This is a genomic window from Magnetococcus sp. PR-3, from assembly GCF_036689865.1.
Taxonomy (GTDB): domain Bacteria; phylum Pseudomonadota; class Magnetococcia; order Magnetococcales; family Magnetococcaceae; genus Magnetococcus.
On the sequence record NZ_JBAHUQ010000008.1, the window covers coordinates 65,210 to 88,886 of the forward strand.

Sequence of the window (23,677 nt, forward strand, 5' to 3'; positions counted from 1 at the left end):
GATTGAAAGCCCTACGCCCCCCCTTTGCCCTTGACCACACCTTGGTTTTAGCCATTAAACTGTTGTTTACTAGCGAATGCAACCACCATTGTGTACAGGTTTTTACACAATGGTTTCTGCAGATCATATTTTTTAGTTGAGGGAGTAAAATCATGACTGGACATACACCAGAAGAAGCCCAACGCCATTGGTGCCCCTTTGTACGCCTGTACAACCCCAAAGAAACGGGGGCTTCAGGCTATAACTGGCTACATATAGAAGGGCGTGACGCAAGCGCCATGGATTGGCGAGATACCTCATGCAAAGGAGAGCTCTGCATGGCATGGCGCTGGTTGGATACCGCCAAACAGCGCGGCTATTGTGGCATGGCTGGTAAAAACTAAGTGGGATACCCTCGACCATGACCACCTGTTTCATTCGTCAATGTGGCGCTGTGATCATTGGAGATGAAATTTTATCTGGCCGTCGCGATGATGCCCACCTCCCCTTCCTTATACAGACACTTGCTCAAAAAGGGGTCTCATTGGGTCGGGTAACCTATGTGGGCGATGATGCAACAGAACTGCTGCAGACTCTGCAACAGAGTCGTATGTGGCAATACCCAGTATTCTGTTTTGGTGGTATTGGTGCAACCGAAGATGACCGGACAAGGCAGATGGCGGCACAGTTGTTTGAACAACCACTGTGCCGCCATCCAGAGGCCGAAAAGATGATCCGAGAACGGTTTGGGGATGCCGCAGAGCCCAACCGTATACTAATGGCTGACCTACCTCAGGGGGCTCACCTTATCCCCAACCCTATGAGCCAAATACCTGGGTTTCAGGTTGATCAGCACTTTTTCTTGCCCGGTTTTCCGCAAATGGCTCACCCCATGGTTCAGTGGTGCCTGACACACCGTTTGACGGTACCAGGCCACCCTACAGGTGCCACCTTTGCTTTATGGGTTCGCACACCTGAGAGTGACTTGGTCCCTATAATGAGAGAACTTAGCCGTACATATCCGCATTGTCGTTTTTTTAGCTTACCCCATGTTGACCCTGAAGCCCCGAAAGAGCTGGGGTTTAGAAGTAAGGTAGAAGAACCCACGGTTCAACACGCATTGATCAAGGCTCTGCAACAAGCATCTATTCCCTGGTCAACAACCCCAGACTCTTTAGGAAAATAGCTGCGGCTTTCCTGTTCTCTAGGGTGTCGTTCATGTTAGTTTAGCAACTCTACAGCCCTTTAACCGGTTATGATCCTTCGCCCTATGCATGCATCTAAAACGGCAACACCTGAATCTACACCCCAGTTAGCACACCCCGTTCTGGAAGCGCCACAAACGCTACCTGATATGATTGAGGTGGATGCTTTGGTATTTGAGTATCCGGGCCGCCGGGTTCTAGATGGCATTAGCTTTACGTTACCACGCCAAAGCATCACCGCACTGGTAGGCAATAACGGTGTTGGAAAAACGACCCTCATGCGCTCTTTGGCCGGGCTGCACACCCCTTTTTCTGGCCATATCCGAGTGGCGGAGATCGATGTCATACGCCACCCGCGCCGCTGCCATAGAAAAATTGGTTATTTGGCCGACTTTTTTGGTCTGTACGATGATTTATCAGTTTCACAATGTCTACTGCATGCCGCTCGATCACACGGGCTACGAGAGCAGGAAGCCAAACAGCTCAGGGACGGCGCCATTGAGCGACTAGGCTTAAGCGCCCATACCAATAGCCGATCTGGCCACCTCTCCAGGGGGCTACGTCAGCGACTAGCCATTGGTCAAGCTATTGTTCATGAGCCCCAGGTATTGCTACTAGATGAGCCCGCCTCTGGTCTGGACCCAGAAGCACGCCGTGCACTCTCTCAGCTACTATTGGAACTACAAGAATATGGTATGACCATTATGGTCTCTTCGCATATTCTGGCCGAGCTTGAGGAGTATTCCAGTCACATGCTGGTCTTACGTGACCGTAAACATATTGAACTACAGCCGATTATGCCGACACCTGCAACGACAGAACGACGGCTCAGGCTCATGCTTACCCGTGCGCATGAACCACTAATGGAAATTCTCCATCAAAATGATGCGATCAGTGAAATTGAAGCAAATCAACACCGGGCAACTTTTTTGTTTCATGGTTCAGCTATAGATCAACAACAACTGTTACACCATCTGGTACAGCTCGGCGTTCCCATTTACAGCCTCTCTGAAGAACGACTTCACCTTCAGGATGCCTATCTGCGCCATATGCATAACACCCCCTCCCCAGAGGTTGAACCTTATGCGCCTTAATCCTGAGTTTATGCGCAACCTGTGGGTAGAGATGAGCCTTCACCGCATTATTGTTATGCCGATGGTACTGGGCGGTCTGTTTTACCTAAGCTGGATGACCAGCAGCGTAAACACCCTGTGGAACCCACGTAATTTTTTACTGCTCACCTATGCTGTTTTGGTCATGTTGTGGGGGGTTCGCCAATCTGGCGACAGTGTGGTTCAAGAGATTTTAGACCGTACCTGGGATAGTCAGCGGATGTCTATTCTAACCCCCTGGTCTATGACATGGGGAAAACTGTTAGGCTCAACCAGCTTTACCTGGTATGGCGGCTTGCTGGTTCTAGGGATGTTCTCACTGGTTATCCACCTGCACTACCCCTACTTCCCCACTGAGCGCCTCTATCAGCTCCTCATCTACTCTGTTGGCTGTGGCTTGCTGGGGCAATCCTTAAGCATGCTGCTCAGCCTACTGAATATTCATAGTGGAACACTACCTCAGCGCCGCTATATCAGTGGCCCTTTGGCTGTAGGGCTTTTTACTACGCTGTTTTACCTTTTAGGGGTCGTCTTCTTCCTAGCTTCCCCTGAGGGTAAGTACAACGGTGTTGTCTGGCACCATTGGTCTTTTTCTCTGCCAGAGTTCATTCTCTATTCGTTAGGTATTTTCTTATTATGGAGTTGGCTTGGCTTGTACCGGCTTATGAGTCAAGAACTCCAAAAGCCTAAAGGACCGTTTGTCTGGATTTTTTTCTTACTGTTTTTAAGCTGGTATGGAGCAGGATTTATACAACGCAGCCCCACCATGGAACTTGGGGATCAACAGATGTTGCAGCTGTGGCTGGCGCAAATCATCATGGCGTCTATGACCTACTTTGCAGCCTTTTTTGAATCCAAAGACCTGCTGGCCTACCGTAAAACGCTGTTTTATGCACGCCATGGTGCTTGGCGCAATTTAATTCACAGCATCCCCTTGTGGTGGGTCGGTGTCTGTTTGGTTGCGGCCATTTTACTCAACACACTGCTCACCCCTTTTAGGGATGATTTTACCCAAGCCACCATGCTGTATGAACATGGAACCACCATTCATCTGAAATGGGCCATGCTTGCAACCTTGCTCTTCATGTTACGCGATTTGGCGTTAATGCAGTTGCTCTACTTAAATCCTCATGCTCAGCGGGCCAAGCTGACCATCATTCTCTATCTACTGGTATTGTATATTTTGCTACCCAGGGTGACGGAAATTTTAGGGGTTGGGCATCTCACAGCCCCACTCTTCTATCCAATGGCTGGGTATGACCCGCTGCTCATTGTCTCCCCACCCCTGGTAGAGTCAGTCCTAATCATGGGGTTGGCATGGTCCCGCTGGAAAAGCTTAATGAAAAGTGCCTAAAAAGCATGAGGAGGATGCCAGGAAACATACCCCATGGCTTTCAGGGTCAGACGGATCTGTTTAACTTGAACGCTCTTCAAACAGTGGGCTGGACAGTGACAATCTGAAGCCCCCATGCGCGGTACACCAGGCGTCACCCCGTCGAGTTTTAACAGTGCTTGCGCCGTTTCACACTCCTGATCACGCTGGCTAATCCATGCTCGGACAGGTTCAGTTTCCGGGTGAGAGGTCAGATAGTCGGCGTGCCAACGTAATTTTTTCTCCGCAGCCAGATGCCGAGCAATACGGCTATCCCAGGATTTTTTAGCCGACCCTACATAGAGATAACGCCCCGGAGTAAAGAGGAAGCTACCCAGTGCACCAACGGTAATATCAGATCGTTTGTTCAGTTTAAGCTCAATAACGTAACTTGCCATGTTTAGCCCATGACAATGGCAACGACTGCACCGGTCATGCAACTACCGATAGTACCGGCTACGACAGATTTAAAACCCAATGCCATAACCTCATGGTGGCGCTCTGGCAATAAAACCCCCATCCCCCCCAACATCACGCCCAAAGAACCAGGGTTGGCAAATCCACACAGTGCATAGGTCATAATAAGCGCACTCCGTTCACTTAATTGATCAGGGCCAAGCTGTGCCAAGTGCAGATAAGCCAACAGCTCATTAAGTGCAGTTTTAATGCCCATAAGAGAGCCCGCAACCACCGCTTCTGACCATGGCACCCCTAACAACCATACAACCGGTGCAAAGAGCCAACCCAACACTCTTTCCAGAGTGATCGGTGCAGCATCTATTAAGGGCAAGACACTGAGCATCATGTTAAGCAAATGGACTAAAGCAACAAAAACAATCAGCATTGCTACAATATTCAAGAATAGTTTCAGACCACTACGCACCCCTTCAGTAATGGCTTCAATACTACTCCGGTACAGCGATGATGAGTCCATTATTACAGAAGGTTCTGTCTCTTGCTCCGTTGCCGGGACCATAATGCGTGCGACGGTGATGGCAGCAGGCGCACTAATTAAGGATGCAATTAATATGTGGCTCAAAGCATTGGGAATACGGTCTTGCAAAAATGTGGCATAAAGCACCATCACCGTGCCAGCAACCGTGGTCATTCCGCATACCATCAAAGCGAACAGCTCACTTCGATTCATACGTGCTAAATATGGCCGAATGACCAGAGGGGCCTCCAACATACCCATAAAGATATTGGCTGCCCCGCCTAACCCCAATGCTCCACTCACCCCCATACTGCGCTGTAACAGCCGACCAAGCCCTTGCACCAATACAGGCAGAACCCGCCAATGAAAGAGAAGTGCCGACAGAGCAGACATGACGATGATGATGGGCAGCCCACGAAAGGCAAAAATAAAAGTGGATTGCCCAGGCTGTTGTTCAAAAGGTAATGGACCCCCACCCAGATAGCCAAAGACCATGGATGTTCCCGCAGCTGTCGCCTCGTCAATAGCGAGCGCCATACGGTTGAGTAGGCTCAGGAGATCAAACATGCCTGGTATTTTCAATAACACCAAGGCCAAGATAAGTTGCAAACCTACACCTATAATAATCCAGGAGAGACGTACTTTATGCCGTGCTTCACTCAACCCCCAAGCAATCAAAACCAAAACCACCAGCCCTAAAACACTCTGTCCCACCTCTAACATTTGATCACCTTGTCAAACCGAGCTATTGCCCGCATAGTAAATTTATTCTGCTTTTCATCAAACAAGGTAATATAGCATGAGCGCCCAGGTATCCACTGCCCTTTTAGTTCTACGCACTGAAGAGAGTAAACAGCTTATTGGTCAAGCTGTCGCCCAGCTCCCACAAGTTCAATCTGCCACACATAAAGGACATATGGTTGTGGTTGGGGGCGGCACGACCCGCTATGTCGCTCAAGCACTTACGGGGCAAGATCCAACGACCGAACACTTTGCCATTGGCTGGATCCACGAAGGGGCGCTGGGGGAGACCGATCAAACAAACCGTGGCCCTGGCCCTTTTATCTGGGAGAATGGCCAAACACGACGGGGTTGGCCGGCAGATGTTTTACAAAACTATGGTGCAGGCGATATCTATATAAAAGGCGCCAATGCTTTGGATGTGGAGGGAAATGTCGGCATATTAATGGGCTCCCCTACTGGGGGAACCATTGGAGCAGCCTATACCATCCTTCTGGCCAGGGGGGCTGAGCTGATTGTTCCGGTCTCATTGGAAAAATTAATTCCAGGCTCAGTCTTTGCTGCGGCAGGACTGTTAGGCCAACAGCGCATTGATCGCGTCATGGGTGACCCTGTGGGTATGATGCCAATCCACCATCTCAATGCCACTGTCGTTACTGAGATCACAGCTTGTGCGTTACTCTATCGATTAAAGGCGACAGCTGTGAGCGCAGGTGGGGTTGAGGATTGTCGGGGCGGGGTAACCTTGCATGTAGAGGGTCATGAAGCCGATATTGAACAGTTATGGCTTTATCTACAACGACTGCGCGCTTAAAAGTTTGATAGGATTTATGCAGGAAATTTGCATCCACCCCTGCGATTGCCTAAGGTAGTGACGTCGTTAACCTTTACTGGAGCCTTCCATGTCTGCCAACTTCATGGATGAGATCGATCAACGAACCAATCTGGCCTTTACCAACCAGATGGAGATGTTGACTTTTTATCTGACCGACCATCAACAGTACGGGATCAATGTCTTTAAAATCATTGAGGTCATTGAAACCCCCAAGGAGGTCACTCAGGTTCCAAAGGTACACCCCTCAATCATAGGTACCATTAATTTCCGAGATGACATGGTAACGGTGCTTGATCTCAGTGCTGCGCTGGATTTGACACCTATGGATTTTGAAAATGAGATCAGCTATGTCATCATTTGTGAATATAACAATACCACTCAGGGCTTTTTAATCAGTCACCCCAATAAGCTGCTTCAAAAAAGCTGGAAAGATATTAAGCGCCCTGGACATGGGGTGGCCGACCAGGGGTTCTTGACCGCCATTACCTACGATGAAGAAGAACGGGCTATCCAAATACTAGACATTGAGCGTATTCTCACTGAAGTCCTTGGATTAGAAATGGCGGTTTCTCAAGATGTTGTAAACCAAGGCACCAGTGTTGATTTTTCCAAATTTTTGGTTCTGATTGTGGATGACTCACGTTCAGCCCTTAAAGTACTGGAACACACGCTCACCCAGCTGAACATTCCACATATTGCACATAGTAGTGCGGAAGATGCGCTTAATTATCTGGAAAACAGCCTGAATGAAGAAGAATCTAGCCCGGTTGATCTCATCATTTCAGATATTGAAATGCCCGGCATGGATGGCTTTACACTAACCCGCACCATTAAAGCACACCCTGCCCTGCAGAGCGTCTCTTTGATTTTACATAGCTCCATGAGTAACAAAGCAAATCGGGATAAAGCCATTCAGGTCGGTGCGGATGATTTTGTGCCAAAATTCAAACCAGACCAGATCGCCCGCTCTATTATGGAGCATCTTGGCGTGATGCTGCCTGGCCAAGAGTCCTGAATAAAACAGCGACCAAACCAGCTTGAATGCCATAAAAAAACCCGCACCATAATGGTGCGGGTTTTTTGCGTGTATCACTCGTGTGTGATTAAACCCTCTGGCGCTTTGTTTCGGGCAGGGGGTCCTTGGCACCACTGGATTTGCTATACTCCACACGACCACCTTCCACAACGGCTTGGGTTTCCCCATTGTGAATCGTCATCATGATTCGTTCAGTCATATTCTCAGGATTGTCCAGTGCACAAGAACCAGACATATACCCTTTTAATTGACCGAGTGTTGCCAACAGCACCTGACACTCTGGACACTCCAGAAGATGCTCAATAAAGGCATCACGAATCACCGGTTCCAATTCACCATCTAGGAAGGCCGATACCAGTTCAGGATTACACTCCATTAAATTCCCCCCTTTTGCTCAGGTTTTATACGATCCATCATTCTAATTCCCTAAACCAAATCTCAGCCGACCATTACAATCGACATGAAAAATGGTTAATCCTAATGGCAACCCCCTCTATCCACGACATGAGAAGAGGGTGCCGCGGGTCTCTTGTGCTGCCCGCTTGTAACTGTAGACCGCTTCGACTCCACGAAGTTCCTGTTCCGAAGTGATGAGACCGGGCTCTTTTTTTAAAGTTCACCCTGTTTTTTTCTTCTCACCACGTTTTTCCCTAGAAACTCTCGTTTTTCTTATATTTAAGAATAGAGATTATCGATGTTTTGGAAGTGGTCGATCTGTTGCTGTTGTTCACGCATCTGTACCGCACCCGCGGTCATTGCCTGATGCCATGCACGACTGGCAGCTTTGGGAATTAGATAACCATCACCTGCATAATACTCTGAAGGATCAAGTCCTTTGGTCTCTAGGGCACGCATCATATTACTGGGTAACTTGTCATTGAGTTTAACCATCTCGACCTCTTTGACATTATCCCCTTTTTCAATTTTAGCTTTTAGCCCCCCCAAATGGGTAATGACCATACCATCTTTCCCCTCATAGATGACACGATTCATTCCGGCGGCTTGACGTTCCCGAGCTTTTTCGAAAGGATTTTCATGAGCGATTTTTGTGGGGCCACCTGCATTCTCTTCCATCACCGAGCGTAGATCATCGAGATGCTTGATCAGAATCATGATCAATTTATCCTTGATCTTATCACGCACATCAAAAGAGAGCTCTTTAAGCATGCTGCGGTGAAACTCAATGAGGAATACATCATTGTTGCACACCACACTGGTGGTACGCTTACGAGGGCTTAAAAAAGCCACTTCACCAAACAGGTTTCCTGGCTTAAGGGTCGCAATTTCATCCCCGATGCCGCGCTTGTAAACAGCCAGTGTCCCCTTAAGAATAATAAAGAAGGAATCCCCCGCATCATCTTCATTAACGATGGGATCACCTTTTTGATACTTAAGAAACCGAGCTCCATTGAGTTGTGAGATCGCCTCTTTTTCCTCTTTGCTAAAACCACGAAAAAAAGGAAGCTTGTCCAGAAACACCCGTTTGATCATGCGATCCACTCCACAATACTAGGCCAAGATAAGGTCATTGACATTCACACCCTCAATCAAAGCAATAAAGCACAAACCGGACCAGTATACCTGGAACCTTCTGCCCCCTCAAGCACACCAACGACGCCATGTTTTTCTTAATAAGGCTTCAAAAGCTGGCGAAAAACGCAAAGCAGAGCCCACGTGGCTTTGCGACAGCTTGTCACGCAACCCGTCACGAACAGCGGCAAGCGCATCCAAGTTTTGTGCTTTGGCAACAGCACAGTCAATATAAGCTTGATCACTGTCAGCAATCCATGACGTCATTTCTACATCGGTCATAATACTGCCACCAACCCGATCCCGATGCCCCACGCCCAGTCGGGTAACCATTGGTACGCCCTGCCACAACCCTTGCAATGTGGTTATTATGCCATTGCATGGCAGCGTGTCCAAAGCAAGATCAATATGCTGATAATCCTCCCCACTGCTCGCATCCTGCTCATGCTTAAAAAACTGTACGCGATCACGACCGATCCCAAGCTGTGCGAACTGCCGCACGACTCTATCTAAAGTCGATCGGTCTTGCAAAGAGGCCGCCCTTAAAGCCAAGCGACTCTCAGGCATCTTCTTAAGGATCTCAGCCCATAAACGTAAGCTACGCGGGCTCCAAGCTCCCATATCATTAAAACAGCCAAAGGTGACATACCCCTTTAGTCGGGCAGGAAGTGGCGTTAGGGGTAGCCATGGTTGGTCTGGCTCATAACAGTAGGCAACATGGGGTAAACGCAGAACAGGCTCACTATAGAACGGCTCAGATGCCTCGGGAGCTGTAAGCTCATCTAAAACAATCCCATCGATACTCTCCAAACCACGGGTATTGGCATACCCCGCCCAGCATAACTGTACTGGGGCCGGCTTCAAGGCAAAGACGGGCAGACGATTATGGGATGCATGCCCCCCGACATCTATCAAAATGTCCACACCGTCACCCCCAATACGTTGAGCAAGCGCCTCATGAGAGAGGTGACGACACGAAACAACCTCATCGGCCTGAACATAAAGACCTTCAGTCTTAGCAATGTCTTTGTCGGCATTGTCATACAGATAATGTTCTAGCCCCCAACCCCGGAGCCCTCCAAGCACAGCGCGTAACATCTCATTCATACCCTGCTGTTCAACGCTGGATAGAACCCACCCAACACGGATATCCCGCTCAGGGTCTGCTGTATTTGACCATTGTTTTTGTGCAATGAATCTTTTTTTCACCTCTGCACCAAAACCCAGGTGGTGATAGAAGAGTGTATAAGGGTCAATATCTTGATAGTTCAACCCCAAAAGATAGCTGGAGTAAGCCCCTAATGCTGAAGGGTTAAGCGCCAACCCGACGGCCATGGCGTCACTACCTTCTGAACACTTACCTTGTTTGATCAACGCAAGTCCTAAATGAATGTGCGCCTGCGGCAATTTATCATTCAAAGCCAGCGCATGCCGACACCAATGTACCGACTCTTCCAGACGGAATTGCTGACTGAGTGTCAGGCCAAGGTTCGCGCAAACCATCGCAAAATCTGGCTTAAGAGAGATCGCTTGCCGAAAAGCTGTTTCGGCTTGCTTAGTATCCCCCATAATCTGATGCAACATGCCATAGTTAGCATAGACAGCCGCCCGGTTCGGATTCAATTTCAAGCTGGTTTCAAAAGCAGTTAACGCCTCTGGCCACGCCCCTAAAGCTTGAAAAGCAACACCTTTGATATCCCAAAGAGCCGCATCCATCACCCCCTCATGTTCCGCTTGCTGAAGAAGGGTCAATGCCTCTTCATACTTCCCTTCTAGTTGCAGCGCACTCCCATAAACCATCCAAGGGTTAATGGAGTCTGGAGGCTCTTGTCGCATGTGATCAAAGAGTTGCTGCTTAAGCACGGCTTTATGCACACTTCGAAAAAGAGCCACCCACTGATTAAAGGTCAACAGATGGTACCGCTCCCCTTGCAATAGAAGCTTCCAAGCATCAACAGAACGTCCCAAACGCAGCAACAGTGAGGTCTTAAGATGTTGGTAACGCACCCGGTTTGACGCCACAAACAGGGCTTGATCTATCGCTTCCAAAGCAGCTTGCCACTGCTGCAGCCCTTCATAGCAACTGGCAAGTGCTGCCCAAAGTTGTTCGGATGGTTTATCTTGTTTTTGTAGGACGTTAAGATGTTCGAGCGCCTTGGCATATGCACCACGAAGAATCTGTACCTGAGCCAAATTAAAACGCGCCCCTTCAAGTGAAGGGTGTAACTGCAACGCCCTATGGAATGCGGTTTCAGCCTCTTCTAACAAACCAGCCTCTTTGGCTGAGTTCCCTAAATTATAGTGCCACACAAAGAGCTCAGGCCACTGTTTGGTGACCTGACGTAATACCCCTAATGCAACTCTGTTACTCTTCAAACGACGAAGCATCACCGCCAAATGCCCTAAGAAATAGGGATCTTCCGGTGGTTCAATCATTAATGGCTTGATCAAGGAGGCCAGCTGATTCAGATCTCCTTTGGCCATGCAGCGCAAAGCAGCCTCCAATTCAGGATAACTTTCATCTATAGTTTTTTCGGTCATGTCATATCCTAAAGAGAAACCAATCTTTCCATCCTTAGAATAACATGCTTAAGAACAAGCAGGTAAGGTAAGGACTACCAATCTTAAGCATTTCCTGATATTGATAGGGGCTTGGTCATTGATTCATTTAGCCCTACAGCAAGCCAATTTATAAATGGGGGTTGACATCGACCACATGATCCAACAGAGTGTTGGGAATGTCTGCGAGATGCGTGCGGCACATAAAATTTATTTATCTATAATAAGTTAAAGGGACTAAACCGGTCTCCATTTCAACGGTTTAAAAAGCCCTATCTACCGTCGGATTTATGTAAATTCGGCATTCCGTTTGTCAGCAACAACCGGTAAACGCCATGCAAGACCCCACGAAGATCAGCGATCGTGACAATGGCAAGGTGGAAGTTAAGCATACCACCTGCTATATGTGTGCCTGCCGCTGCGGAGTCCGTGTGACCCTGCGTGATGGTGAGGTTCGTCACATTCAGGGTAACCCTGAACACCCCTTAAATAAGGGGGTCATCTGCGCCAAGGGCTCCTCGGGCGTGATGAAACAACTTTCGCCAGCCCGCCTGCTTAATCCCCTCAAACGTAAAGAGGGTAGTGAGCGTGGAAATCCTGAGTTTGAAGTGATTACTTGGGATGAAGCGTTTGGCATCATGGAAGATCGCTTAGGAAAAATTCGGGCAACCGACCCTAAGAAATTTGCCATGTTTACTGGTCGTGACCAGATGCAGGCCTTAACCGGCATGTTTGCCAAAAACTTTGGTACACCAAACTTTGCCGCTCACGGTGGATTCTGCTCGGTCAACATGGCCACAGGCATGATCTACACCATGGGTGGTTCCTTCTGGGAGTTTGGTGGACCTGATCTTGAGCGTGCCAAGCTGTTTGTTATGATCGGCACCGCAGAAGATCACCACTCCAATCCACTTAAGCGTGAGATTGGTCACTTCAAGAGCCACGGTGGCCGGATGATTTCGGTCAACCCAGTACGTACCGGCTACTCGGCTGTTGCTGATCAATGGATCGGTATCAAGCCCGGCACCGATGCCGCTCTGTTTATGGCCATCATCAACATTCTGATCAGCGAAGGACTCTACGATAAAGAGTTCCTGCGTGAGTTCAGTAATGCCGGTGAACTGGTCATTATGGATGAAGGTGAACAGGAAGGTATGCTGCTGCGTACCGGTGCTGAAAAGCCCGCTGGAACCTTTGATCCTGAAGATCGTATGTGGTACGACCGCAAGACCAAAAAAATCGTTCCCATGCGTACCGAAGGTGCCGACCCTGCTTTCTTAGGTGAGTACACCACCGAAGATGGTAAAAAGGTTAAGCCCTCCTTCCAGCTGCTGATGGAATCTGCTGAGAACTGCACCCCTGAGTGGGCTGCAGAGATCACCGGTATTTCAGCGGAAACCATTCGTAATTTAGCCGTTGAAATGGGCGTGGTTGCGCGTGATGAACGCTTTGAGTTGCCGATTGAGTGGACCGATGCCTGGGGTCGTAAGCACGATAAAGTGACCGGCGTACCAGTCGCATTCCATGCCATGCGTGGCTTGGCTGCCCACTCCAATGGTTTCCAGACCATCCGTGGCTTGGCCATCATCATGTCACTGCTGGGTACCATTGATCGTCCTGGTGGCTTCCGTCACCGTGCACCGTTCCCACGTCCAGTACCTCCTGGCCCAAAGAACTGCACACACCCCGAAGAGATTCAGCCCAATACACCTCTGCCTCATGCACCGGTGGGTTGGCCTGCAAACCCTGAAGAGCTATTCCTCACTGATGAGGGTGGCCCTGTGCGTATTGATAAGGCGTTCTCTTGGGAACACCCTCTGTCTGCCCATGGTTTGATGCAGAATGTGATCACCAATGCTTGGCGTGGCGATCCCTACAAAATTGATACTCTGTTCTTGTTCATGGCTAACATGGCTTGGAACAGCTCCATGCACACCAATGATGTGCGTGACATGCTCACCGACAAAGATGAAAACGGCGAATACAAAATTCCGTTCCTCATCGTTGCCGATGCGTACCACTCAGAAACTGTAGCCTTTGGTGATTTGGTTCTGCCAGATACCACCTATTTGGAACGCTATGATGTGATGTCCATGCTGGACCGTCCCATCTCTGAGTTTGAAGGTCCTGTTGATGCCTGCCGTGTGCCCATTTTACCACGTAAAGGTGACAGCAAGCCCTTCCAAGATGTTCTGATCGAGATAGGTTCGCGTCTTAAGTTCCCCGCCTTTACGGATGCCGATGGCAACCGCAAATTTGAGGACTATAAGGACTTCATCACCAACTTTGAGCTGGCTCCCGGCGTCGGATTCCTTTCCGGCTGGCGTGGTAAAGATGGCGATAAAGTGATGAAGGGCGAGCCAAACGCCGATCAGTGGAAGAAGTATGAAGAGAATGGCTGCTTCCACTACAATAAACTGCCGGAATCCATGCATTACATGCGTAACTGGAACCGGGAGTATTTGGATTGGGCCAAAGAGAATAATTTGATGGGCTTTAATGATCCTATCAATATTCATCTCTACTCTGAAATTCTACAGACTTTCCGTCTGGCCGCTCAGGGTAAGCGCCCTGGACGTCAGCCACCGGATCATCTGCGTGCGCGGGTTGAGAAATACTTTAACCCACTGCCTTTCTACTATGCACCGCTGGAAGATCAGCTTGTGGATACGCAAGAGTATCCCTACAACGCGCTGACGCAACGTCCCATGGCGATGTACCACTCCTGGGATTCTCAGAATGCATGGTTGCGGCAGATACATACCTATAACTATCTCTATATGAGCCCTCAAGTTGGTAAAGATAACGGCTTTGAAGATGGTGATTGGGTCAATGTAGAGTCACCACACGGTAAAATCCGCTGTTTGGCCCGCTTTACGGAAGCTGTTGAACCAGGCACAGTTTGGACCTGGAATGCCATTGGTAAGAGTGCCGGTGCATGGGCCTTGTCTAAGGATGCCTACGAGTCACAACGAGGCTTCCTGCTCAACCATGTGATCTCTGAGGAACTGCCAGCCCATGAGGCCGGTGACCATGTTTCCAACTCAGACCCGGTTACAGGTCAAGCCGCATGGTTTGATGTACGGGTGAAGATCACCAAGGCAGAGGATTGCGAGCCTGTCTCCGATCCCCAGTTTACCCCAATGAAAGCCTACCCAGGTATGACACGCATTTTGGATAAGTTGCGTGGTTATATGGCGGGTAATGCTTCCAAACGGTAAACCCATTTATTTTGTGTTGACGAACCAGAACGAAGGCCAAGGATCATGACCCAACTGGCTCTAGTGATCGATCTGAATATCTGTGTGGGATGCCACGCCTGCGTAACCAGCTGTAAAAGTTGGAACACCTCAGGTTGGGCAGGTCCGCTGACCGACGTTAACCCTTATGGAGAAGATCCCCACGGGACCTTCTTCAACCGGGTTCAAACGTTTGAAGCGGGCTCCTTCCCAGATACGGAGACCATTCACTTTCCCAAAAGCTGCCTCCATTGTGAGGATGCCCCCTGCGTGCCGGTCTGCCCCACTGAGGCCAGCTACAAGCGCGAAGAGGATGGCATTGTACTGGTCGACTACGATAAGTGTATCGGCTGCAAGTACTGCTCCTGGAACTGCCCTTATGGCATGCGGGAGTTCGATCCCGGTGAGAAGGTGATGAAAAAATGCACCCTCTGCGTGGATCGTATCTATGATGAAAAACTGCCGGAAGCAGAACGTAAGCCATCATGTGTCATGGCTTGCCCTGCAGGCGCCCGGGTCTTTGGTGATGTGCATGACCCAGACTCTCAGGCTTCCCAGCAGATCCGTGAGAATGGCGGCTTCCAGCTGATGCCTGAGCTGGGTACCCAACCGGCCAACCACTATCTACCTCGCCGCCGCAACCATGCGGATATCAAAGAGGAAGATGTGATCCGGGGGGATAACCCGATGGCTGAAGAGAAGTCATCCCTCTGATTTGGAATTTCGTTGGGTGGGTATCTTTTGATACCCTAACCCAGGATTGCTTTGCTATTCGGAGAACGCCATGAAACCGGCATATTCCGTCGTTTTTCTCACCACCTTAATCGGTGCAGGCCAAGGCCTAGCGACCTCGGTGGTAACGACTCAAACTTTTGCCAAAGCCAGCGGCATTGATGTCGCAGCGAGTGGCTACTATGGAATGGGTGCCATTGCTGCACTGGGCTTACTTGTGCTCGGTCTCTTTGCTTCACTATTCCACCTAAGCCACCCAGGTCGTGGCTGGCGTGCCGCTACCCGTTGGCGCACATCATGGCTCTCGAAAGAGGTGCTATTACTGCCAGTGGTTATGGGTTTGGTCTTTATTTATGCGGCCTTGCACTACCTCAATCTGGATTTTGTGGCAGATCTAGGTTTTGCCAAAGTTGAGTGCTCTTTACTCATCGGGTGGCTGACCATTGCTGCGGCCATGTTGTTGTTTGTTGCAACCGGTATGATCTACGCCTCGGTACGTTTTTTCCCAGAGTGGAATACACCCCTGACGGTTTTCAACTTTATCCTCATGGGTTTATCTTCAGGGTTCGTCGCCGGTGTGGTTTATGCCTACACGACAGGTAATGAGAAGATCATTGCCCTTAATGTGACACTGGCTGTCATACTGACCGCATTGGCCATGGTGGTACGTATCTGGACGGTACTGCGTAACGGTAAGCTCGGTGAGGCTATGACCCTACGTAGTGCCATTGGCTACCATCATCCCAATATTCAGCAAAAATCCATGGGCTTCATGGCGGGTTCTTTTAATACCAAGGAGTTCTTCCATGGTAAGCACCCCCTAACCTTGCTTGTGGTTAAGTGGATGGCGATTGGCATTGCCTTCCCGACCACCCTGATGTTCCTCGCCATTGGTGCCACCATGAACCTGCAAGATCTATTGATCTTTACCTTTGCATTCCAAATGCTCGGTTTGTTCATGGAACGTTGGTACTTCTTGGCTGATGCGACACACATACAGAATGTCTACTACCAGAAGGTTGGCTAAGTAGTAAGTAAACCATTCAAACAAAAAACGGGATCCTTTTGGATCCCGTTTTTTGTTGCGAACGACTGTATCGTGAAAATCACACACAGGGATCATCACGAATAGAAGCTTAACTCCGTCCCAAACACAAAGCGGGATCCGTAAGGATCCCGCTTTGTGTTTGGGACAAAATCCTGTAAATGATTCACTCAAAATTGAATATGAATAATCCCTGTTAAAAGGCAATACCATTACTTAAAAGTCAGATACAGCGCGCAGCGGCCTAATTGCCCCCCCAAAAAACGGTATCCTGTCAACTGACCAACTAGAGGTGTTCAGTTGATCTTTCACATGCCCCTTAAGAGCAGATCCTTTGTATACAATGTACCTCGCCTGAGCAACGCAAGCACTGCGATATAAAGGCATCTGTTGTCCCACAAACAAGCGTATGTGTTTTTTACACACAGACCTATTTATCGGTAAGACTTCCAGAGAAACCGAAGCACCATCGATAAAAAGAGAGCGGTACTCAGCCACTGAACTCCGATCAAGCCGAACGCATTGATACCCGCTTCTGAAGCGAGGGGTGTAAAGGTTACAGGCCATGCCATACGTTTAAAAAGCCAATCCGTGACCACACCACAAAGAATGCCACCCATGCCAATACCGACCAGATAGGTCACCAGGGTCGCACGGCCCAACTCTTTACCTAATAATGCCAGGGTGACCATACTGGTTGCGGGACCTGTCAATAAAAAGACCAACGCCATACCTGGTGATATACCCGCATGCAACATCGCGGCAGCCAACGGTGTTGAAGCTGTGGCACAGACATAGATCGGGACACTCATAAGCATCACGACAAAAAGTCCGGTTACGCCCCACCCTGCAAGGTAAGAGAGTTGACCTGGAGGAACCAGCATAAGAACCACAGCAGCTAAGAGTAACCCCGCAAAAATCCATAACGCCAGATCATCAAAGAGATCATTGATGGCATAACGAACACCGTAAAGATTACGTTGCCAGAATATTTCCGGTAACGGCACGGCATTATCATCACAGCAGCTGCTGTTACTGCAACATCCACCAGATTCTAGATTTTGAGAAACAACAGATATGCTAGAAGATTGAACGGGAAGAGAAACAGCCGTTGCAGGCGCAGTGACCACAGCACGGGTACGATAATGTTGCCACCACCAGGTAAGAAGCCCCGCAAAAATGGCGCAAAATATGGCTGAAACAGGACGGATCACCGTTAGCCAAGGCCCCAGCATAATCCATGAAACAAGTATGGAATCAACACCTGTTTCAGGGGTAGCCACTAGAAAAGAGACGGTGGAACTTTTTGAGGCCCCTTGCTTACGTAAGGCAAGGGCCATGGGAATAACACTACACGAACATAGGGGGTAAGGGGCACCGATTGTCGCGCCCCAAAAAATGGGTATTACTCCTTACCCACCGAGAAAACCGACAACCCACTTATCAGGTACCCAGGCCTTGAGTAAACCTGCGAGCACTAACCCCAAAAGAAGCCATGGGGTGACATCATTAAGTAAAGCCAACCAAACCTCAAAAAAATGAACCACGTTCCTGTCCAACCCCAACTCTGTTAGTTCTTTGACATCTATGCAAACAAGAACGATTAAGAATACAGATTATCAGAGTAGCCGTTCGATACGCAATGTCGGGCAGGATTTCATATACAGCAAAGCGGGACCGGCGAGAAAATGGATTATTATAAATCCCGTTCTGTTGTACGTAACAGGCTAAATACACTGCTAATTAGAGCTACAGCAACGGCAATCAACAAGAAAAGAGAAAATAGTGTGGTCATAATGACCTCCCCATACCTATTCATCGGGCTAGAGTCACTCCAGCAACTTAAAAACTATCCGTAAGATGGGCACCATTTATGTCCCATCTTAACCAAGCTGCATTTTTTAGACCACGCCTTCTAAAGAGAAACACTCTATCCTATTTTTATTTCCTATTCTTTTTGAATCAAGATATTGCATTCTAGTCATGCATGTTTAACGGAATGACTTGAGCATACAACTCTGGCAGGAAGGGAAAGCAGGATGGTCCGACATATGGTGAGTACTACCCTAAGTAAACGGCTCTCCATTCAGGTTTTTGTGGTTGCTTTTGTGCTGGCACTTCTAGCGAGTGTGATCCAAATTACAACGGATCTTAGCCGTGAACGGGAGCGCATCGATCGGACTGTCACCCAAATTCTGGAAATGATGTCTCACTCTGCCGCTTTGGCCTCCTATCAACTGGATAAACAGTTGGCTGAAGAGGTCATGGATAGTCTCTTTGCCTATGGTCCTATCCGCTGGGCTGCACTGCGGGATGACTTTGGCCATGAATTGGCATCACGCTCAGCGCTGCACGATACCCATGTCACCGATACCCTGGCGCTTTGGTTATTGGGGGAACAAACTGATTTTCAGCAACCTTTGGAAATACATAAACCCAAACAGCAGGCTGTAGGGTTGTTGACTGTACAGCTAGATGGGCCTCGCATTGCTGAGGATTTTCTAGTCAGAGCCTCTCTGACTATTCTGGATACGATGTTTCGCACCATTGGTCTGGCATTTATTCTTACACTTTTGTTCCATCTTAGACTGACCAAACCCCTCAAGGTCATGATTGATGACCTTGACCATACAGGACCCCATGACGCGACACGTACCGGCATTCACCCCCCTGCTGGCCATGAAAATGATGAGCTTGGAGAGCTGGCTGCCCATATGCACACCATGCTTACCCAATACCGGCAAGTATTGGGGGAAAGCCTTCATAATGAAGCGCGTTTACGTGCCGTAGTTAATGCACTACCTGACTTGGTTTTTCTGGTGAGTAAAGAAGGCCGGTGTCTAGAGATCCTCACCACCCACGAGGAGCTGTTACGAAACTATGCGCTACAAACTCCAGGCCATACCCTGGAAGGATTGTTTGTACATGATCAGGCAGAACATCTCACCGAAGCGATCTCCCGAACCCTGATTACAGGCCGGCTCCAGACTTTAACATTTACCATCATAGGCCGTGAAAAAGCCTATACGTTTGAGGCACGCCTAACCCCCTTTGGACAGAGCGGAAGTCAACAGCCAGACTCTGTCGTGATGGTGGCTAGGGATATTACGACTCAGCAAGATGCTGTCAATCAACTGAAAGATCAACTCCACTTCCAAAATGTTCTGCTGGATAATATTCCAACACCGGTCTTCCACAAAGATAGTAATGGACGCTACCTTGGGTGTAATAAAGCTTTTGAGGATGTCCTAGGTCTGGAAAGTGCACAATTGGTCGGGAAAACCGTTTTTGACATCGTTCCTCCTGACCTTGCCCGTCATTACGATCAAACCGACCAGTTTCTGTTTCTCAATGGTGGCAAGCAATCCTACGAAACGGTACTTACCTACGCCGATGGTCTGCGCCATGACATCATCCTTAATAAAGGTGTCTTCTATAACAACAATGGCGAAGTGGCTGGTCTTGTCGGTGTTATTCAAGATATTACCGACCGAAAAGGTATGGAAAATCAGCTACGTCAAGCCCGTAAAATGGAAGCTGTGGGTACCTTAGCAGGTGGAATCGCTCATGATTTTAACAATATACTCAGTGCCATCCTGGGCTTTACAGAACTGACCTTCAATCAGGTTCCAGAAGAGAGCCGAGCCTATCGAAACCTAAAACAGGTCTATGATGCTGGCAATCGTGCCCGGGATCTGGTTAAGCGCTTGTTAGATTTTAGTCGCCCTTCTGATGAAGGGATGGTGGCCATGGATCCGATTACAGTGATCCGCGAAGCCCTAACATTACTACGTGCAACCCTACCCAGCTCCATTCAAATCGTAACAGATGTACCTAAAATGGAGGTGCTGGTTCGAGCAGACCCTACCCAGCTCCAACAGGTGCTCATGAATCTTTGTACCAACGCTGCCCGTGCCATGCGTAAAGATCAAGGCGGAACACTGACCGTCACCTTACAGCGTAGAGACCTTCAGGACGATCTGCCTAGTGCGCTAAAAAAGGGTAGCTATATCTGTACATCCGTACGGGATAGTGGTTGTGGTATTCCTTCCCACCATCTAGAACATATTTTTGATCCTTTTTTCACAACCAGTAAGCTCGGGGAAGGCACAGGCTTGGGTCTCTCTGTGGTTCATGGGATTGTCCATAAACATGGAGGAACCGTAACGGTAGAGAGTGAAGTTGGGGTCGGCAGTGTTTTTCATGTATATCTACCCACTCTGGAAAAAGAGTTTGATCAACCAACGCTAACACCGCCGAGTAATCGTGGGGAAATTCCACAAGGTATACCTGAAGCCAGTATTATGCTGGTGGATGATGAACCAGATGTCTTGGAAGCCGCACAGATGCAACTCAAACGGGCTGGTTTTTATGTACAACCCTTCCCAAACCCATTGCAGGCATGGGAGGCCTTTCAGTCACAGCCAGATGCCTTTGATCTGATCATCACCGATCATAATATGCCAGGCATGGTTGGCTCGCAGTTGGCCAAACAGGCTCTCTCTGTGCGGGAAGATATCCCAATTATTCTCTGCACCGGTTATAGTGAAGAGTTGGATGAAGATCAGGCCATAAAGATGGGCATACAAGCGTACTTAATGAAACCCCTGCTTGGTAAAGAGCTTGTTCAAGAAGCAACCCGCTTGCTGACACCAACACCAAAGAGAGATCTACCCGATGATGGGTAATCACTTTAAATACATCGAAGGGTGCAAGCTGGCTAAGACCTGTTTATACTTACGCTAGTGCTTAAGATTTAGAGAGTTCAAACCGAACGTGCAGATAAAGTTTAAGAACACTAAGCGCATGACGCTAAAGGCTTGGAACGGTTACACAGCCTGGACTGGATATCCCTATTGATGAAGAAGCCTTCGAAACAGATGTTGCTGCCTGCTCATTTTCCAAGCCAATGGATTCCTGTGGCCATTGTTGGTGTGGATCATAACGGCACCCTGCACTATTTAAATAGCCGTGCTCGTAAACTCTTAAAAATTACCGAACAGAGCTCAGATCAAAAACTGGACATCCAACTGTTTTTTCCAGAGCTTGACGCCAGTCGCCCTGACTTTGGTATGGCAGATGAGTTGATCTCCTGCCAGCCAGGGGCACCGTTGGTACGCTTTACAAAAACATATCCCTACCAGCAGACAAAGCACCCTATTGAAGTAGAAGCCTACTTCATGATTATAAAAGAACCTAACGAGCCCTCCTGGTTATGGGTTGCTTTTCACTCGATGGAAGAGACCCGGCATTTAAGTGACCGCTTAGAGAGCCTTGAGGCTATGCTGATTCAGGCCAAAGATCAGCTGACCTACTACGCACGCTTGGTTAATACCCTCTATGATAATACCCAAGAGGGGGTCTTGTTACTGGATCATCAAGGTTTGGTTCAAACCGCCAATGAAGCCTACAGCATTATCAGTGGTTACCATTGGGAAGAGCTACTGGCTAAGCCAGCACAACTTTGCCGAAGTGGCCCGTGTATGGAGACCCACTCAGGATTAAGTGAAATCCTAGATCATGTGCGATCGGATGGCAGTTGGCATGTTCAGTGGCAAAACAGCCGTCGAAATGGTGAACTCTATCAAGAACAAGTTCGTGTCAACTTGATCAAAGATCACACAGGGGAACCACAAAGTTATGTGGTGGTGGTTAGAGACCTAAGCGAACAGAGCAAACAGGCCAACCCAACCCAGACAGCAACCCATGAGGATGCTTTAACCGGGTTACCTAACCGCACCCTGTTTTCTGACCGTCTTCAGCAGGTATTGACCCACGCCCGACGCAGCAGTGAAAAAGTAGCTGTTATCCTTTTAGGGTTGGATGGGTTCCGTAAGGTCAATGACTCATTAGGACATGAGGTGGGTGACCTTATTCTTACTGAAATGGCCCAACGTTTTAAAAAAACCCTACGTGCGGGTGATACGGTCGCACGGATGGGCAGTGATGAGTTTGGCTTTATTACTCGTGATCTTCTCTCAACCCAATCCATTTTGTCCGTTCTGCGAAAAATTCAAACCACCCTTGCAGAACCCATAAAAATTAAAGAGACAGAGCTGGTCTTTACAGCTGGCATCGGTATTAGTATCAACCCTGATGACAGTACAGAAACCACGACTTTAATTCGCTATGCCGACTCTGCGTTAGGTCGTGCTAAAGCCAGTGGTGGAGATACCTTTACCTTCTTCACCCAAACGATGGAGCAGAGCGCTTCCAAGCGCTTGAGCTTGGAAGGTCGTTTACGTAAAGCGATTGAGCAGGAAGAACTTACACTCTTTTATCAACCTAAAGTGAGCTGTGGCGATGATCCACAGGTCTCAGGCTTTGAAGCTCTGGTACGCTGGATTACCCCAGAAGGTGAAATTATCTCACCAGGAGATTTTATTCCCATTGCAGAAGAGACGGGGCTCATTATTCCTTTGGGCAGTTGGGTTATTAACCGAACCTGTCGTGATATTGCCTTGTTGGATAAAAAAGGCTTTCCACCTGTGGTGCTTTCGGCCAATTTATCCCCCAGACAGTTCACCCAGGAAGGATTGGTCGATGTCGTTAAACAGGCCCTGAAAGAGCATAAAATCCCCCCTCAGCGGCTGGAATTAGAGATAACAGAAAGCACCGTTATGGGGAGTGTGGATCAAGCCACTGCACTGTTGAAAGAACTGGTTGATCTTGGTGTTCATATCGCCCTGGATGACTTCGGTACCGGCTATTCATCTCTGGCCTACCTGAAGCGGTTCCCCTTTCATACACTTAAAGTTGACCGTGCTTTTGTGCAGACCGTAGAAAAAGATAAAGCAGACCAGGCTATTTTGGAGGCGATCGTCTCCCTAGCCCGAAACTTAGGGTTAGATGTGGTTGCAGAAGGGGTTGAAAATGAAGCCCAGCGCTCATTCATCACCCAGTCGGGCTGTCATCTGATACAAGGCTTTTACTACAGCAAGCCACTACCGTTGGATGAAGTTATGACAAAATGGGATCAGTTAAGCGTAGGGGATGCTTAAACACCCAAAAATGACCCCATGTATCCCCACCTACTAGGTATTCTTATTCCAGAAGAACATCGCCCACTTTGATCTAAAGCCAGGTTTTTATTTCCATCATGGTTGTGAACCTGACACAAACCCACTCTACATACCCATCATACTGCTGACCGTTTACCATAGAATAAAACAGCAGGTACACACTGACATCGATCAGGTAGCACGCTATTTAGTCCACGCCTCTACACCCCTCCCCCACTTCTGAGCACGCTTATACCCCTCACAGGAAGGGAATAACAGAGGGTTTTTATACAGCTTCTATCCATGCTATGAACTCAGGAAGAGGAGCTGATAACCTAGTGCACACTTTCTCGTAGA

General features: G+C 48.6%; 17 protein-coding genes. 11 read left to right on the plus strand and 6 right to left on the minus strand.

The features are described 5' to 3' along the window. The first annotated feature begins 152 nt into the window (after positions 1 to 152). The 4 genes from V5T57_RS06725 to V5T57_RS06740 all read left to right on the plus strand — a co-directional run bounded on the left by V5T57_RS06725 (position 153) and on the right by V5T57_RS06740 (position 3,650). Complete coding sequence (locus V5T57_RS06725) at positions 153 to 383, plus strand: hypothetical protein (RefSeq protein ID WP_332890410.1); 231 nt, start codon at positions 153 to 155, stop codon at positions 381 to 383. 17 nt (positions 384 to 400) lie between these two features. Continuing rightward, a complete protein-coding gene (locus V5T57_RS06730) occupies positions 401 to 1,165 on the plus strand; it encodes a competence/damage-inducible protein A (RefSeq protein WP_332890411.1) in 765 nt (254 codons plus the stop codon). A gap of 84 nt (positions 1,166 to 1,249) precedes the next feature. After that, positions 1,250 to 2,278 (plus strand): ABC transporter ATP-binding protein, encoded by a 1,029-nt coding sequence (locus tag V5T57_RS06735; protein WP_332890412.1) that lies wholly within the window; start codon positions 1,250 to 1,252, stop codon positions 2,276 to 2,278. Then, positions 2,268 to 3,650 carry a hypothetical protein gene (locus V5T57_RS06740; RefSeq protein ID WP_332890413.1) on the plus strand — a complete coding sequence of 461 codons (1,383 nt, stop codon included), beginning with the start codon at positions 2,268 to 2,270 and terminating at the stop codon, positions 3,648 to 3,650. The genes V5T57_RS06735 and V5T57_RS06740 overlap by 11 nt, the downstream gene beginning before the upstream one ends. On the opposite strand, the gene V5T57_RS06745 is transcribed toward V5T57_RS06740, so the two are convergent. Both V5T57_RS06745 and V5T57_RS06750 read right to left on the minus strand, forming a co-directional pair. Beyond that, complete coding sequence (locus tag V5T57_RS06745) at positions 3,647 to 4,066, minus strand: GIY-YIG nuclease family protein (RefSeq protein WP_332890414.1); 420 nt, start codon at positions 4,064 to 4,066, stop codon at positions 3,647 to 3,649. The genes V5T57_RS06740 and V5T57_RS06745 overlap by 4 nt on opposite strands. Positions 4,067 to 4,068: 2 nt before the next feature. Next, positions 4,069 to 5,325: a NupC/NupG family nucleoside CNT transporter gene (locus V5T57_RS06750; protein WP_332890415.1), complete on the minus strand. Its 1,257-nt coding sequence runs from the start codon at positions 5,323 to 5,325 to the stop codon at positions 4,069 to 4,071. A gap of 76 nt (positions 5,326 to 5,401) precedes the next feature. On the opposite strand from V5T57_RS06750, the gene V5T57_RS06755 reads away from it, so the two are divergent. Both V5T57_RS06755 and V5T57_RS06760 read left to right on the plus strand, forming a co-directional pair. Further along, positions 5,402 to 6,157: a hypothetical protein gene (locus V5T57_RS06755; RefSeq protein ID WP_332890416.1), complete on the plus strand. Its 756-nt coding sequence runs from the start codon at positions 5,402 to 5,404 to the stop codon at positions 6,155 to 6,157. Positions 6,158 to 6,245: 88 nt separating this feature from the next. After that, positions 6,246 to 7,193, plus strand: coding sequence for a chemotaxis protein (locus tag V5T57_RS06760; protein WP_332890417.1), 948 nt, complete (start codon positions 6,246 to 6,248; stop codon positions 7,191 to 7,193). 88 nt (positions 7,194 to 7,281) lie between these two features. On the opposite strand, the gene V5T57_RS06765 is transcribed toward V5T57_RS06760, so the two are convergent. The 3 genes from V5T57_RS06765 to V5T57_RS06775 all read right to left on the minus strand — a co-directional run bounded on the left by V5T57_RS06765 (position 7,282) and on the right by V5T57_RS06775 (position 11,285). Next, complete coding sequence (locus V5T57_RS06765; RefSeq protein WP_332890418.1) at positions 7,282 to 7,590, minus strand: anti-sigma factor family protein; 309 nt, start codon at positions 7,588 to 7,590, stop codon at positions 7,282 to 7,284. 299 nt (positions 7,591 to 7,889) lie between these two features. Continuing rightward, positions 7,890 to 8,705: a Crp/Fnr family transcriptional regulator gene (locus V5T57_RS06770; protein WP_332890419.1), complete on the minus strand. Its 816-nt coding sequence runs from the start codon at positions 8,703 to 8,705 to the stop codon at positions 7,890 to 7,892. A 108-nt stretch (positions 8,706 to 8,813) separates the two neighbouring features. After that, positions 8,814 to 11,285, minus strand: coding sequence for an O-linked N-acetylglucosamine transferase family protein (locus V5T57_RS06775; RefSeq protein ID WP_332890420.1), 2,472 nt, complete (start codon positions 11,283 to 11,285; stop codon positions 8,814 to 8,816). Positions 11,286 to 11,638: 353 nt separating this feature from the next. Between V5T57_RS06775 and V5T57_RS06780 the strand changes: the two genes are divergently transcribed. From V5T57_RS06780 to V5T57_RS06790, 3 genes are all read left to right on the plus strand, one after another. Next, on the plus strand, positions 11,639 to 14,524 hold the full coding sequence (locus V5T57_RS06780) for a molybdopterin oxidoreductase family protein (protein WP_332890421.1): 2,886 nt from the start codon (positions 11,639 to 11,641) through the stop codon (positions 14,522 to 14,524). Between the two features lie 45 nt (positions 14,525 to 14,569). Next, entirely contained in the window at positions 14,570 to 15,256 is a 687-nt protein-coding gene (locus tag V5T57_RS06785; protein WP_332890422.1) for a 4Fe-4S dicluster domain-containing protein, read from the plus strand. Positions 15,257 to 15,326: 70 nt separating this feature from the next. After that, positions 15,327 to 16,301, plus strand: a complete 975-nt coding sequence (locus V5T57_RS06790; protein ID WP_332890423.1) for a dimethyl sulfoxide reductase anchor subunit family protein — start codon at positions 15,327 to 15,329, stop codon at positions 16,299 to 16,301. A 452-nt stretch (positions 16,302 to 16,753) separates the two neighbouring features. Here V5T57_RS06790 and V5T57_RS06795 read toward each other — a convergent pair whose 3' ends face one another. After that, the gene (locus tag V5T57_RS06795) at positions 16,754 to 17,725 is read right to left on the minus strand and encodes an SO_0444 family Cu/Zn efflux transporter (protein ID WP_332890489.1); all 972 of its coding nucleotides are present in this window, start codon (positions 17,723 to 17,725) and stop codon (positions 16,754 to 16,756) included. Between the two features lie 633 nt (positions 17,726 to 18,358). Here V5T57_RS06795 and V5T57_RS06800 point away from each other — a divergent pair. Both V5T57_RS06800 and V5T57_RS06805 read left to right on the plus strand, forming a co-directional pair. Then, complete coding sequence (locus tag V5T57_RS06800; protein ID WP_332890424.1) at positions 18,359 to 21,007, plus strand: ATP-binding protein; 2,649 nt, start codon at positions 18,359 to 18,361, stop codon at positions 21,005 to 21,007. Positions 21,008 to 21,178: 171 nt separating this feature from the next. Next, on the plus strand, positions 21,179 to 23,320 hold the full coding sequence (locus V5T57_RS06805; protein WP_332890425.1) for a putative bifunctional diguanylate cyclase/phosphodiesterase: 2,142 nt from the start codon (positions 21,179 to 21,181) through the stop codon (positions 23,318 to 23,320). Positions 23,321 to 23,677 lie beyond the last annotated feature (357 nt).